14 protein-coding genes are annotated in these 13,732 nt (G+C 52.2%); 12 read left to right on the top strand and 2 right to left on the bottom strand.

Going from position 1 to position 13,732, the window contains the following annotated elements:
- The 12 genes from AC5E51_RS15980 to AC5E51_RS15925 all read left to right on the top strand — a co-directional run.
- A partial coding sequence (locus AC5E51_RS15980) for a DUF3426 domain-containing protein (RefSeq protein ID WP_491778817.1) occupies positions 1-2,091 on the top strand: 2,091 nt, incomplete at its 5' end.
- A 118-nt stretch (positions 2,092-2,209) separates the two neighbouring features.
- On the top strand, positions 2,210-3,196 hold the full coding sequence (gene dusB / locus AC5E51_RS15975; protein ID WP_488046800.1) for a tRNA dihydrouridine synthase DusB: 987 nt from the start codon (positions 2,210-2,212) through the stop codon (positions 3,194-3,196).
- Positions 3,193-3,507 (top strand): DNA-binding transcriptional regulator Fis, encoded by a 315-nt coding sequence (gene fis, locus AC5E51_RS15970; protein WP_068439928.1) that lies wholly within the window; start codon positions 3,193-3,195, stop codon positions 3,505-3,507. Before dusB ends, fis begins: the two co-directional genes overlap by 4 nt.
- 74 nt (positions 3,508-3,581) lie before the next feature.
- The gene (purH, locus tag AC5E51_RS15965) at positions 3,582-5,183 is read left to right on the top strand and encodes a bifunctional phosphoribosylaminoimidazolecarboxamide formyltransferase/IMP cyclohydrolase (protein WP_068440107.1); all 1,602 of its coding nucleotides are present in this window, start codon (positions 3,582-3,584) and stop codon (positions 5,181-5,183) included.
- 378 nt (positions 5,184-5,561) lie between these two features.
- The gene (gene purD, locus AC5E51_RS15960) at positions 5,562-6,854 is read left to right on the top strand and encodes a phosphoribosylamine--glycine ligase (RefSeq protein WP_488046801.1); all 1,293 of its coding nucleotides are present in this window, start codon (positions 5,562-5,564) and stop codon (positions 6,852-6,854) included.
- Between the two features lie 105 nt (positions 6,855-6,959).
- Complete coding sequence (locus tag AC5E51_RS15955) at positions 6,960-9,290, top strand: response regulator (RefSeq protein ID WP_491778816.1); 2,331 nt, start codon at positions 6,960-6,962, stop codon at positions 9,288-9,290.
- A gap of 66 nt (positions 9,291-9,356) precedes the next feature.
- Positions 9,357-10,004, top strand: coding sequence for a 2-polyprenyl-3-methyl-6-methoxy-1,4-benzoquinone monooxygenase (coq7, locus tag AC5E51_RS15950; RefSeq protein WP_068439699.1), 648 nt, complete (start codon positions 9,357-9,359; stop codon positions 10,002-10,004).
- A 163-nt stretch (positions 10,005-10,167) separates the two neighbouring features.
- Positions 10,168-10,404, top strand: coding sequence for a hypothetical protein (locus tag AC5E51_RS15945; protein WP_076515156.1), 237 nt, complete (start codon positions 10,168-10,170; stop codon positions 10,402-10,404).
- A 277-nt stretch (positions 10,405-10,681) separates the two neighbouring features.
- Positions 10,682-10,990 carry a hypothetical protein gene (locus AC5E51_RS15940; RefSeq protein ID WP_068439703.1) on the top strand — a complete coding sequence of 103 codons (309 nt, stop codon included), beginning with the start codon at positions 10,682-10,684 and terminating at the stop codon, positions 10,988-10,990.
- Positions 10,987-11,436: a hypothetical protein gene (locus AC5E51_RS15935; protein WP_068440098.1), complete on the top strand. Its 450-nt coding sequence runs from the start codon at positions 10,987-10,989 to the stop codon at positions 11,434-11,436. Before AC5E51_RS15940 ends, AC5E51_RS15935 begins: the two co-directional genes overlap by 4 nt.
- The gene (locus AC5E51_RS15930) at positions 11,396-11,668 is read left to right on the top strand and encodes a hypothetical protein (protein ID WP_139325797.1); all 273 of its coding nucleotides are present in this window, start codon (positions 11,396-11,398) and stop codon (positions 11,666-11,668) included. Before AC5E51_RS15935 ends, AC5E51_RS15930 begins: the two co-directional genes overlap by 41 nt.
- Positions 11,665-12,840, top strand: a complete 1,176-nt coding sequence (locus tag AC5E51_RS15925) for an AI-2E family transporter (protein WP_491778815.1) — start codon at positions 11,665-11,667, stop codon at positions 12,838-12,840. Before AC5E51_RS15930 ends, AC5E51_RS15925 begins: the two co-directional genes overlap by 4 nt.
- A gap of 83 nt (positions 12,841-12,923) precedes the next feature.
- On the opposite strand, the gene AC5E51_RS15920 is transcribed toward AC5E51_RS15925, so the two are convergent.
- Both AC5E51_RS15920 and AC5E51_RS15915 read right to left on the bottom strand, forming a co-directional pair.
- Entirely contained in the window at positions 12,924-13,259 is a 336-nt protein-coding gene (locus AC5E51_RS15920; protein ID WP_301378018.1) for a zinc ribbon domain-containing protein YjdM, read from the bottom strand.
- 71 nt (positions 13,260-13,330) lie between these two features.
- Positions 13,331-13,546 carry a hypothetical protein gene (locus tag AC5E51_RS15915; protein WP_491778814.1) on the bottom strand — a complete coding sequence of 72 codons (216 nt, stop codon included), beginning with the start codon at positions 13,544-13,546 and terminating at the stop codon, positions 13,331-13,333.
- Positions 13,547-13,732 lie beyond the last annotated feature (186 nt).

Here is a 13,732-nt window from a genome sequence, read left to right as displayed (position 1 = left end):
CCAGAGCCAGAGCCAGAGCCAGAGCCAGAGCCAGAGCCAGAGCCAGAGCCAGAACAGCCTACGGCTAAGATTTTCGAATTCGAACCCCTGTCTCCATCCCGGGCGGCACAACAGAAGTCTGCGGTTGCAAACCATCTGATTGATCTTTCAGAAGAAGATCACGAAGACACCACCGACGACGAGCTCGATCTTGAAGGCTCTATGCTGATTTCGGACGACGGCATTATTCACGCGCCCTCCAAAGACAACGACCGCAGAAATAATGACGAAGACGAGCGCCAGCCTGACGAATTTCCCACTGAAGACACCAAACCGTTTGTAACTGACGACATCACAGCGTTTGATGTCAGCAGCGTATTAGATGACTCCGATGCAACCTCTGACGATATACCGGACGTCATCGAAGACATTATCGCAGCAGATCAGCCTGATCTGCCGACCGACACCCCGGAAGAATCGCCGCTACCATCGACGGATACACCAGAGATTGATCTGCCCGATAACGATTCTCCAGGAATAGAGTTCCCTCAGGGAGAACCCGCAGAGCCGGAGCTACCGGACGAAGCACCCGAGCAGATACCGGATGAAGTTCCGCTGCCTGACGTTGAAGTACCAGAGGAACTGCCACCAGCACCGCCTGCGAATATTCCAGCGACCGAACCTGCTGAAGTACCTGGTGTGCCAGAACAAGAAGTGCCTTTCATCCCTGAACAGGATAATGACCCTGCACCGATCGACTTTATTTCTGGTGCACCCGAGAACTCAGACGACAACTTTGCCAGTCTGCTCGATGATGCCGTTGTAGAAGCCAGCGACGACAATACCTCACTGGATGAGCTGTTGGAGAACGCCAGTGACGATGATCTGCTTGTCAGCGATCTTACCAGCGACGAAACTCCGGCAACCCAAGAGGCTGATCCCGCCCCGGAAGACGATGACGACGATTTCCTTATTCATGATGATATGGAGCCGGGTAACGCCCTTGCTGATCTTATTGGTGAAGAAGAGAAATCACCGACAGAGACCGACGACAGCCTGCTCGACAATCTCGAAGATCTGGTATCAGACGATTACTCGGATATTCTCGCCTCAACTCCCGAAGAACACGATGATAGTCAGTACGAAGACAAGTGGGCGCTGGAACTGATCAATCAGGAGCCAGCGACAACAAAAGCTAAAGACGACCTCACAGCACCAGACCTAGATACCATTGAGGCCTTCGAGCAGGGCGAAGAGTTTTCTTTTACTGATATCCACGACAGTAACAGTGGCAAGCAATCTGCAAAAGAGACGAGTTCTTCGGATACGATGAGCGCTGCACTCGCGGATGATAGCTACACAGACGATTACTTCGATAGCTATGTGGACGACGTAGAAGAGGATCTGGCTGCAGAGCCTGAGCCGTTCGTCGAAGAAATCGCCTATCCGGAAGCGGGCTTCCCCGAAAGCCCGTCGACACAGCATGAAAGCGATACCGCGTTCGCCAACTTCTCAGAAGCGCAGCACGAAACCGAAACCCTTGATGGAAACCTGAACTTCAGCCAGGGAATCAGTCTCGATATACCAACAGCCGAACTGGACCCACTGGATCTTGAACAGCAGCAGAAACCGAGCAGCCACATCGGGCTCTGGTCTTTCGGGGCTGTCGTTATGATTTTGATTGCGGTTGCTCAGGTCGGCTGGTTTCGCATGGACACCCTGGCCAAGAACGAACAGCTACGTCCGCTCTACTCCGCTGTCTGTGATCTTGCCGGATGCACGCTGCCAGGGATTCAGGACACCAGCCTGATTCGCGCAGCCAACACAGTATTCAATCCGCACCGCAGCATTGCCGATGCGCTAGTCATCGATACTCTGCTGACCAACAGCGCGGGATATGCACAGCCTTACCCTGACCTTGAGCTCGAGTTCCGCGACCTCAATGATCGCATTGTTGCCCAGCGCACCTTCTCTCCCGAAGAGTACCTCGCGGGTGACGTCATGCCTGGTGACCTGATGCCTTCCCGCGTGCCGGTTCACATCGCGATCGAAGTCATTAACCCAGGCCCCGAGGCCGTCAGCCGCCAGATTTACATACGCCCCAACCAGTAAAAGTCAATGCTGAAATTGCGCAAAATATGCGCAACTTTCCCTTTATTCACAAAGGGGTTGGGAGTATCATAGCGCCTCTTTTTCAGCACACTTTTTAACCAGAAGGCCACCGTCTTCTATGCCCTCAATTGGCCCTTACACGCTACCGAACCCCGTGGTTCTGGCTCCTATGGCGGGAGTCACCGACCGCCCGTTCCGCCAGCTCTGCAGAGAACTGGGAGCAGGACTGGTCGTGGGTGAAATGGTTTCTGGCAAGCCTGAGTTGCGCAATACGCGTAAATCAAAACTGCGCCTGGACCACACCGGTGAGCCAGAACCGATTGCAGTTCAGATCGTCGGTGGTGATCCGGAAATTATGGCCAATAGTGCCCGCTTCAATGTTGAGAACGGCGCTCAGATCATCGACATCAATATGGGCTGTCCGGCGAAGAAAGTGTGTAACAAAGCTGCGGGCTCCGCATTACTACGCGATGAAGCTCTGGTGAAAGATATATTGCAGGCCACGGTAGAAGCCGTCGACGTACCAGTGAGCCTGAAAATCCGCACTGGCTGGAGCCCTGACTCCCGCAATGCGGTACGCATCGCCGAGATTGCCGAAGCCGCAGGCATAGTATCGCTTGCGGTCCACGGACGTACGCGCGCGTGTGGCTACGCCAACACCGTTGAATACGACACCATTCGTGATGTGAAAGCGAGTACATCGTTACCGGTATTCGCGAACGGCGATATCAACAGCGCCCGCAAGGCCGCCGAAGTCATGCAATACACCGGCGCCGACGGCGTATTGATCGGCCGCGCCGCTCAGGGGCAACCCTGGATTTTCAGAGAAGTCGTTCATTTCCTGAACACAGGCAATGAACTCCCAGCGCCAGACCTGCACGAGGTAGAAACCATCCTCCAGCGTCATCTGGTTTCTCTCTACGATTTTTACGGTGAGTACTTAGGGGTACGCATCGCACGGAAACATGTCAGCTGGTACCTGAAAAGCCAGCCGGGTAACAGTTTCCGGAAAAAGTTTAATCAATTAGACAGTCCCACCGCACAGATGGAATCCATTGCGGAGTATTTCCGGGACCCATCGTTAAGGAAGGAAGCAGCAGCATGAGCTCAGAAGCAATTATCAGACAGGTTGAACCAGTGACAGAACCAGCGAACTCAGAGAACCATTTCACCACCATCGCAGACTCCACACACACGCTGCGTGAGAGCGTAGAGATCGCGCTCAAGAATTACTTTGACGCTATGGACGGCCAGCCAGTATCCGAGCTCTACGAAATGGTCCTGGCAGAAGTTGAAGCACCACTGCTCGAAACCGTTATGCGTTACACCCGCGACAACCAGACCAAAGCATCCATCGTACTGGGCCTCAACCGCGGCACACTGCGTAAAAAGCTTAAGCAATACGGCATGCTCTGAGCAGCACCCTATAAAAAGTATTCAGACGGCTGAGATAATCAGCCGTTTTCACTTCCCGACTAGTTAAGATGACAATGACTGAAATCACACAAATCCGACGCGCCCTTATCAGCGTTTCCGACAAGACTGGAATCGTAGAATTCGCTTACGCACTGACTCAGGCAGGTGTAGAAATCCTGTCAACGGGCGGTACCTACAAACTGCTGGTTGATAATAATATCCCAGCTGTTGAGGTGTCAGACTACACAGAATTTCCTGAAATGATGGACGGCCGTGTTAAAACGCTGCATCCAAAAATTCACGGTGGCATTCTTGGTCGTCGCGGTCAGGATGATGAAGTCATGCACGAGCACCACATCAACCCGATTGATCTGGTGGTTGTGAACCTATACCCATTTGCAGCGACCGTTGCCCGCCCCGATTGCGACCTGCCCCTGGCGATTGAAAACATCGATATCGGTGGTCCGACCATGGTGCGTTCAGCAGCGAAGAACAACGCCCACGTTGGTATCGTCGTAAACGCCTCCGATTACGATCAGGTTCTGCAGGAAATCAATGCTCACCAGGGCCTGACAGCCAAACTGCGTTTCGACCTGGCACTGAAAGCCTTCGAACACACAGCAGCTTATGACGGCATGATTGCTAACTACCTGGGCACCATCGACCAGACAGCTGAAGTACTGAGCGTTGATGAGCGTGACGCCTTCCCGCGTACATTCAACAGCCAGTTCATTAAAACGCAGGACATGCGTTACGGTGAGAACCCACACCAGAAAGCGGCCTTCTACGTAGAAGCCAACCCAGCTGAAGCATCCATCGCTACCGCCAAGCAGATTCAGGGCAAAGAGCTGTCATACAACAACGTGGCTGACACCGATGCGGCACTGGAATGCGTTAAGTCATTCACTAAGCCAGCCTGTGTGATCGTTAAACACGCTAACCCATGCGGTGTAGCTGTTGTACCTGATGATGAAGGCGGTATCCGCAAAGCCTACGATCTGGCTTACGCAACCGACAGCGAATCAGCTTTCGGTGGCATCATTGCGTTCAACCGTGAACTCGACGGCGAAACGGCACAAGCCATCGTTGACCGTCAGTTTGTTGAAGTCATCATCGCACCAAAAGTCTCTGCCGAAGCTATCGCCGTGGTAGAAGCGAAGAAGAACGTTCGTCTGCTTGAGTGCGGCGAATGGTCTGCGGAACGCGTTGAAGGTTTCGACTACAAGCGCGTAAATGGCGGCCTGCTGGTTCAGGACCGTGATAACGGCATGATCACCAAAGACGACCTGAAAGTCGTGACTAAGCGTGCACCAAGTGAAGCCGAACTCAACGACCTGATTTTCGCCTGGAAAGTCGCTAAGTTCGTTAAATCGAACGCCATCATCTACGCCAAAGACCGTCAGACTGTTGGTGTAGGCGCTGGCCAGATGAGCCGCGTAAACTCTGCACGTATCGCTGCAATTAAAGCAGAGCACGCAGGTCTGCAGGTTGAAGGTGCGGTAATGGCATCTGATGCCTTCTTCCCGTTCCGCGACGGTATCGATAATGCGGCCAAAGCCGGCATTAAAGCGATTATTCAGCCGGGCGGTTCGATCCGTGACGAGGAAGTGATTGCGGCTGCAGATGAAGCTGGAATCGCAATGGTGTTTACAGGAATGCGTCACTTCCGCCACTGATTAACACGGAGCTACTGCGCTTGGCCTGGTGGTGTTAAAAACGTTTTCGGGATGCTCATGTAGGTGAACTACACTCCGCTCCCTCAAACCTTTTTGCCTTGCCAGACCTGCGCTCGTGACGCTCCTACAGCGTGGATAACGCTTCTGCACCGCAATTAACGCGTCAGTTAGGGCGGTGTGAAATGAAATTTTGCGACAACGAATTTAATTCGCTGTCGCGTTGAAAAGAATTGGGCGTTGTAGCCCCGGGAGATGAAAGGTTTCTGAGCAAGGCAAAACCTGAGGAAAAAGCGGAGTGTACTTTAGTACATGAGCATTTTGACGAAGGTTTTAACACCGCTCAGGAGCGTTTCAGACCCGCAATAAGAGAAGTCAGCTATGAAAATCTTAGTAATTGGCAGTGGTGGTCGCGAGCACGCTCTGGCCTGGAAGGCGTTACAATCTCCGCTGGTTGAAAAAGTATTCGTTGCACCGGGCAACGCTGGTTCAGCCATCGAAGAAAACATCGAAAACGTCGCCATCGACGTATTGGACTTCGATGCTCTGGAAACCTTCGCTAAAGAAAACGAAGTAGGCCTGACCATTGTTGGCCCAGAAGCGCCATTAGTTGATGGCGTGGTTGATCAGTTTGAAGCCGCTGGCCTGAAGATCTTTGGCCCTAAGAAAGGCGCTGCGCAGCTGGAAGGTTCCAAAGCTTTCACTAAAGATTTCCTGGCTCGTCATCAGATCCCTACGGCGGAATACCAGAACTTCACCGAAGTTGAACCGGCACTGGCTTACCTTCGCGAGAAAGGTGCTCCTATTGTAGTTAAGGCCGATGGCCTGGCTGCGGGTAAAGGCGTGATCGTTGCCGAAACGCTGGAACAGGCGGAAGAAGCCGTTAAAGACATGCTGTCTGGCAACGCCTTTGGTGATGCAGGCTGCCGTGTTGTGATCGAAGAATTCCTTGCTGGCGAAGAAGCGTCTTTCATCGTCATGGTCGATGGCAAAAACGTACTGCCAATGGCCACCAGCCAGGATCACAAGCGCGTTGGTGATAAAGACACTGGCCCTAACACCGGTGGTATGGGTGCCTATTCTCCAGCACCTGTTGTCACACCAGAAATTGATGCCCGCATCATGAAAGAAGTCATCATGCCGACCGTGGAAGGCATGGCGGCTGAAGGCAACGACTACACAGGTTTCCTGTACGCTGGTCTGATGATCGACGAGTCTGGTGCGCCTAAGGTGATCGAATACAATTGCCGTTTTGGTGATCCAGAAACTCAGCCAATCATGCTGCGTATGCAGTCCGATATGGTGGCCCACTGTCTGGCCGCTCTGGAAGGCAAGCTGGATTCAGAAACTGCCAAGTGGGACCCACGTCCTGCACTGGGTGTGGTTCTGGCAGCCGCAGGCTACCCAGCGGACTACCCGAAAGGTGATGTCATCTCTCTGCCAGAAAACGACGGCGCAGACCGCAAAGTTTTCCATGCCGGCACTAAGCTGAACGACAAAGGCGAAGTAGTGACAGCTGGCGGTCGCGTACTCTGTGCAACCGCTCTGGGCACTAGCGTCAGCGAAGCTCAGGCACAGGCTTACGAGTTGGTGAAACTGGTCTCATGGGAAGGCATGTTCTGCCGCTCTGATATCGGTTACCGTGCAGTAGCGCGTGAACAAGAGAACGGCTAACGCCGACTACCCAAGCCGGGCCAGCAACCTGCTGGCCCTGTCTTATCGCTAATGCCTGTCTGGCTAGTTAAACGCCACGCTCTATAGTGAGGGATCACTGCAGTAATGACCGCTCAACAATTCTTCCGTCGTATTTTCCGGGTTCTGGTTCTGCCGGTTATGTTGTTACTGGTCGCTCTGCGTGCTTCTGCGCTTGGCCCAATTATTCTGCCCGAGGGTTCTTTCAGTCAGACCATCACACCTTACACGTCTTTCTATGAGGACAAATCGGCTTCCCTGACCCTGCCTCAGATATTGGCCAGTGACCGACAACTCAGCTTCACCCCAACGCACACGATATCCCTGAAGCGCGGAGTGACCTCCGGAGTCGTCTGGATAAGAATGTCCGTCTTAAATCCATTCGCTCAGGAAATGGACACCATACTGACCCTGTCGAACTCACGAATCGACTCGGTACGTATCTTCAATATCTCTGACACTGAACGTCCGCTGGAGCTGAATGCACCTCAGCCGCAGGGGTCGTTAAGTCAGGCACACGTTTTCAGCCTGAACGTAGAGAGTAAGGCCACCAACAGTTATCTGATCCGCCTCGAAACTGATGCCATAATGACCACCCGCATCGCCCTCAAAAGCCTGGATCAGTTCAACCTTGTAGAGCGCATCAGTAACCTGTTGACCGGGGCGCTCCTTGGCTTGGTATCTCTGGTTTTACTGTATTTTCTATTCGCCTTTGCCCGCGGTGATAAAGGTATTCGCACCGCAGGAGTTCTCGGCTCAACGTCAGTCATGTTCTTTGTGCCCGCCAGTGTGGGCATCAGTTTCGATCTCCCGATCAATGTCTACCTGCCAGACGGATGTATCGAAACCTACTCAGTGGGTGGAATACTCATCGCCCAATTGCTGGCCCTCTTGAAGCTCAAGTGGCGCCAGGTCTGGATACGCGCGCTTATCAAACTGAACATCGCAGCCCAGGTCGGCATTCTGCTCAGTGATGTTGTTACCCCCAGCTATCTGACCGAAACCATGCTGTACACCACCACGACCTTTGCTCAGCTGCTTACCATTTTTGTAACCACGGTATATCGCAGCAAATATCCGGAGTGTCATGTATACCTGCGCAGTGCGGCCATCGTCATTGGTCTGGGTATGGTGATCACACTCGTGCACAAAATGAACTTAATCAATATGCCAGTGACCGAGCAGATGTTGGTGTTTCTGTTACCGCTGGCAGCGGCTGCGGGCCTGTTCTTTGCGCAACTGGCCATCAGCGCCAAACATAGCCATCGCGAAATCAGCGGTCAGCCAGGCATTCCGCCTGAAACCATGGGGCAGATCAGTCATGAGCTCAGAACGCCGATCAATGGCGTAATTGGTATGAGCGAACTGCTCACGGACACACCACTGTCGATCACGCAGCGCGACCACCTTGAGACCATCAAGATGGCGGGTAACGATTTGCTGGTACTGGTTAATGAACTTTCAGACCTCGGCAAACTGAAAGCCCGCGAAGTGTTTCTTGATATCAAACCCGTTCGGGTCATCAATCTTCTTAACCGCACACTCGGACACTTCCAGCAGGAAGCCGCGCGTAAGCAGGTTGAGTTAATTCTCGACCTGTCTGACGATTTTCCTGAGCGCCTGCTGTGTGACCGTAACCGCCTGCTCTCCGTCTATTACAACCTGCTGTCACGCACGCTGGCATACACCGAGCACGGTGCCCTGACCGTGTATGCCTCTTACTACTGTGGAGAACAAGCCCAGGGCCTGCGCCTGCAGCTGCAGATCAGTGGTACAGTCATCAAACAGCAGGAACTCGAGTCTCTGTTCCGAATGCTGCAACCGGGCAACACGAAAGTCGATGGCAACGACCCACACACCTGGAATCTAACAGTTGTAAGGGGTCTTATACGCCATATGCGCGGCACGTTGGATATCGAAAGCCTGAGCAGCCAGGGCGGCTCAGTTACCCTCTTTCTGCCGATGCAGACAGACACCAGCGAAGACCTATCACAGAAAGAGCAGGACTCCTCTCTGAAGGGCCTGAATGTACTCATCGTTGATGACAACGCTACGCTGCGTTCAGTCATCGAAAAACAGCTGAAACGCTGGGGAGTAAACCCAGATAGCACCTACAGCGGCAAAGAAGCCCTGGCTATGCTGAGGACAGAACACCGCAACGGAACACCTTACGATATCGTTATCATTGATCACGATATGCCGGTGATGTCAGGCCTGCAGCTGGCAGAGCGTATTCGCTCAGACGAGGAAATCCGCCGTAAGCCCGCCAACCTGATGCTGACAGGGCTGAGCACCAACAGTGTCGAACGCAGCGCCTCGGCCGCCGGTATCGACTACGTGATCGCCAAACCAGCCAGCGGTAACCGCTTGCGGGAAGCCCTCGCGATCCTTCAGAAGCGGCGCACTCCAGCCTACTGACCTGCATCATGCAGCTCGGCGTTCAATAGGTTAAAATGGTTACCAGATTTCAAGAAGGTGACCTTCATGACCGCCAGAAGACAATTTTCTCTGTTCGATAAACTCATCACCAATGCCGATCAGGCGCTCCGCACACTGGTACCTGGTGCCGCAACTGCCGAGCGTGCTTCGCCAGCACAGAGCCGCGAATACAGTGAACTGTCAGAGCAGGAACGACAGCATGCTGCCGGATTGATGCGAATTAACCATACCGGTGAAGTCTGTGCACAGGCGTTGTATCAGGGTCAGGCCCTGACAGCAAAACTGCCTGAAGTGCGCGAAGCAATGGAAGAAGCGGCCGAAGAAGAAATCGACCACCTTGTCTGGTGTGAAGAACGTATCAAAGATCTTGGCAGCCACACCAGCCGCCTCAACCCTGCGTTCTACGCACTGTCATTCGGCATCGGTGCAATCGCGGGTAAGATCAGCGATAAGGTAAGTCTGGGCTTCGTCGCCGCCACAGAAGAGCAGGTCTGTAGCCATCTGAGCAAACACATGACGTCCCTGCCGACACAAGACGAAAAGAGTAAAGCTGTACTACTACAGATGCTTGAAGACGAAGCGAAACATGCGACAACGGCCATTGAAGCTGGCGGAAAGCGCTTTCCTTTGCCCGTAAAAATGGGAATGACTGCGCTCTCAAAAGTGATGACAAAAGCCACTTACCGCATCTGAGTCCCGCCCTCCTGCCCCACTTTGGTTCAGAAGTGGGGCATCTATCGTTCCCCCTTTTATAGAACAAATCGCTGTATAGAGGCATCTCTTCTGTAAACACTTGTCATATGACCTACTCTTGAAAAGTGGGCCTATTCTGAAAAGAGACAAGCGGGAGAAAGATATGCCATCGTTCAACCTCATCAGCAAGATCCGCCGGTTTTACAAGCTACCCGAGGATCACCCAGACATAGAGTGGACCAGAACTGAAACCTATCGCAGACGCCTGGAGCAGGTAAAAACAGGCTGGATTATCAGTGGTGTACTTATGTTAGCCGCAGAAAATGTTGCTGCGATTCTTGGCATATTCTTTTTCAGTAGTTTTATGAGCTTCGCATTTCTCGAACGGGACGAAGAATAAGCAACTTTTTTTATACCCGCTCTGCTTAAAGTAAAACAAACAACAAGCTGCAGAGTTCAACACGTCGCAACATCTTGAATCATCAGTATTTTTTCTGCAGTTTTTCCGCTCTCACTCTCCTGTTAAAACTTGTTCATCAAAAATCCCCTGAACTCTTCACCGGATCACCGGTCGTAAAATTGACAGTAAAGAGACTGTAACGCCGGGAGAGGCCCTTTTTAACGCCCTCACGCGAAATCAATCTGAAGCCCGAAACAATCCCAAAAGGAGAGTTATTATGGCTAATGCAAACTCAAAATCAGCAAACAATTCAGTCGATAAGCAGGAAGAACTGGCAGCAAGTCGCGAAGCAGTTTCTGAAGCTTATAACAAGCTGATCGACGCCAAAAATCACTTCAAAGTAGCCGCAGAATCAGCAGGTGTAGATGTCAAAAATGACGCCACTGAGCAGCTATTAAAAGGTCGTGATAAAGCCTCTGAACTTGCAGACCAGGCAACCGGCTACATGAAAGAAAAGCCACTGGTGACTGCGGGTATTGCATTTGCTGCAGGCTTCCTTGCTTCGAAAGTGCTCTCAAGTAAATGAGCCCGAAAAGCAATAAAAAGCCAGAGCAGAGCGAACAGGAAGCTCTTGCTCAAGCGCTGACAGAACAACTGTCAGCGCTGTCTGGCCAGACCACAACGGCTGCAAAAGAACTGTCTGAAATATTCAGATTAGAGATGCAGTTAACGGTCGATGATACCCGAAGATTACTCATCACCTGGCTGGCGATTATTCCAGCAATTATTCTGGCATGGGTTTCTTTGGGTGGATTAATTGCCTGGTGTGTTTATGCCCTGTCAGCATCTGTGACCTGGGCAATTTCCAGTTTTACTTTGCTTCAGATTGCGCTCTGCATAACGCTGCTTTCAATGAGAAAACGATTCCGCAACGGTATCGGTTTTCGGCGCACCAAGTCGCATGCACGTCGAATCATACAGGAGGTATCCGGTGAAGCGTCAGACTATGATCAACCGACTCGATCAACTTGATGAACAGCTGACGCTTCGCACAAAAGCGATCGGCGTACTCGCAAAAGACTCTCACGAGACTCTTAAAAAAGTCCCCCCAGTCTGGTTAATAGGCACTGGCGTGGCAGCAGGTGCACTGGTCGGCTTTCTTGGCCCTACCCGTATCTCTGCCCTAAGCATTCAGGGCAGCCGGTTAATTCCGTTTACGCGTGATGCCTTCGCCTTAGGCCAGCAGTTCGGAACCGGCGAATGAGTCAGCTTCGGCAGATTGCCCTAAAAAATCAGAACGATGAGTCAGAAGATCAGCCCAAAAAGCTGACCTCCATGCAAATGGTAATGTACTGGCTTATCGCATTTGTCGTTTTCTACACGCTGTACATTGCGCAGACACTCTTCCTGCCCGTTGTAGTGGCCGCACTGTTCGCACTGCTACTCAGCCCATTGGTACGAATACTCAAACGCTTCTATATTCCGAGATCATTCTCTGCCTTGCTGTTACTGGCCTCACTCGGTGTGCCCTTTACACTGCTCGGAATGCAATTGGTCGAGCCCGCAGAGCGCTGGGCAGAACGTATTCCAGAGCTGTCGACACAACTGACCACAGAACTGAATGAAATCAGCGAAAAACTCGCGCTCAGCGAACAGGCGCCTCCACCCAAAGCTGAACCAGAAGAAGACAGCGGCGGATGGTTCGGCTGGTTCAGCAAAGATGAGCCCGAACCGCCGAAACCCGAACCTGAGCCAGACCAGAACGCTGTCTCAGACCGTTTCAAACAAGGCGGTGTTGAGTTAATGATTCAGATACTGGGCGCAACACCGGTCATGCTCACCCAGTTCTTCACCTTTGTGATTCTGGTCGTTTTCATGCTGGTATTCGGGCCGCTACTCTACAGTAACTTTATCAGTGGCTTTACCCAGCAAAGCGACAAGCAGGCGGCAAACTCGCTGCTCGACGAAGTACAACGCGAGCTATCGCGCTACATATTAATAGTGAGTGTCATCAATACCGGCCTTGGTATCGTGACAGGAGCGGCGCTCTGGGCCGCTGGTGTGCAGGATGCCCTGCTGTGGGGTGTGATGGTCGCCCTGCTGAACTTCGCCCCTTACGTGGGCCCGATTGCAGGCATGATGGTGCTGTATCTGGCTGGAATTATTCAGTACGGTGCAAACTGGATGGCGTTCATACCGCCATTGATCTTTTTTGGTATTAACACCATCGAAGCTCAGTTCATTACGCCTACCGTGCTAGGCCACAATATGAGGCTCAACCCTCTGGTACTGATACTCTGGCTTATTCTGTGGGGCTGGATGTGGGGCGCTGTGGGCGTCTTAATTGCCGTGCCTTTACTGGTCTGCCTGAAACTGGCGGCCGCACGCCTGAATATATTCTCGAGATGGGTAAAGCTGATCGAAACCCCGGGCTAAACAAAGCACAGATATAAGAGCGGCACAGGGTTATAAACAGTGCCGCTCATCCCTTCTATCGGATATCAGCCAGATTCGGGTTATCAGGCCTTTTTAACGAACTTGGCTGTCACCATAATTTCGCCAGCACCGGCAAACTTGCAGTCCAGCTCGTGATCCTTGCCTTCAACAATGCGGCGGATGGTCGTCTTAGAACCGATCTTCAGTGGCTGCGATGAACCTTTCACCTTCAGATCTTTAATCAGAGTGATCTGATCGCCTACTTCCAGCACCTTGCCGTTCGAATCACGAACCACAAACGCATCGTCATCGCTGTTATCTGCTGGGTTCCACTCGTGACCGCATTCCGGGCATACCAGGTTTGCCTGATCTTCATACACGTATTCAGACTGACACTTAGGACATGGAGGCAAAGACATAATGAGCACTTCTTATCGATTTTTAAGGAGGCCGGAGTATACCCGAATAGCCCTACAAACGGTATGGGGTCTCAGTCATCATCCTGCATAGGGATGCCGTAAGTACCCGCATCCAGCCCAGCCAGGCGCTCATTGATGGCCGCCTGCTCTGCCGCCGTAACCTCAACAACATCATCAGGCTGGTAGAAGATATGCCTCCCTTGGGCGTCGTCGAAGCGAATCTTACCCAGAATGACACCCCGATCGCTGATGCAGTCCAGCTCCTGCTGGATAGGGAAGAACAACATATTGAAGAGAACCTGAATAACGTGAGAGGCGGCGATTATAGCTATCAGGGCAACCTCTCTCAATTTGTACAACTTACGTATAAGTTCTGGATTTTATCACCACTTCTCGTACACAATGAGACGACTTAGATTGTTCTGGTCAACAAAACCGGACACATTAATTTGCTAATTTCTCGTAATCTACCG

The sequence above is a fragment of the Thalassolituus sp. genome, from assembly GCF_984348125.1.
Note: the sequence above shows the minus strand (reverse complement) of the source record. Positions and strands in the feature narration are given on the sequence as shown.

Excerpts from the sequence above, each read along its gene's own strand:
- AC5E51_RS15940 (WP_068439703.1), top strand. The coding sequence starts at position 10,682 with ATGGCTAATGCAAACTCAAAATCAGCAAACAATTCAGTCGATAAGCAG.
- AC5E51_RS15915 (WP_491778814.1), bottom strand. The coding sequence starts at position 13,546 with ATGTTGTTCTTCCCTATCCAGCAGGAGCTGGACTGCATCAGCGATCGG.
- AC5E51_RS15935 (WP_068440098.1), top strand. The coding sequence starts at position 10,987 with ATGAGCCCGAAAAGCAATAAAAAGCCAGAGCAGAGCGAACAGGAAGCT.
- purH (WP_068440107.1), top strand. The coding sequence starts at position 3,582 with ATGACTGAAATCACACAAATCCGACGCGCCCTTATCAGCGTTTCCGAC.
- AC5E51_RS15955 (WP_491778816.1), top strand. The coding sequence starts at position 6,960 with ATGACCGCTCAACAATTCTTCCGTCGTATTTTCCGGGTTCTGGTTCTG.
- AC5E51_RS15925 (WP_491778815.1), top strand. The coding sequence starts at position 11,665 with ATGAGTCAGCTTCGGCAGATTGCCCTAAAAAATCAGAACGATGAGTCA.
- purD (WP_488046801.1), top strand. The coding sequence starts at position 5,562 with ATGAAAATCTTAGTAATTGGCAGTGGTGGTCGCGAGCACGCTCTGGCC.
- coq7 (WP_068439699.1), top strand. The coding sequence starts at position 9,357 with ATGACCGCCAGAAGACAATTTTCTCTGTTCGATAAACTCATCACCAAT.
- fis (WP_068439928.1), top strand. The coding sequence starts at position 3,193 with ATGAGCTCAGAAGCAATTATCAGACAGGTTGAACCAGTGACAGAACCA.
- dusB (WP_488046800.1), top strand. The coding sequence starts at position 2,210 with ATGCCCTCAATTGGCCCTTACACGCTACCGAACCCCGTGGTTCTGGCT.
- AC5E51_RS15945 (WP_076515156.1), top strand. The coding sequence starts at position 10,168 with ATGCCATCGTTCAACCTCATCAGCAAGATCCGCCGGTTTTACAAGCTA.
- AC5E51_RS15920 (WP_301378018.1), bottom strand. The coding sequence starts at position 13,259 with ATGTCTTTGCCTCCATGTCCTAAGTGTCAGTCTGAATACGTGTATGAA.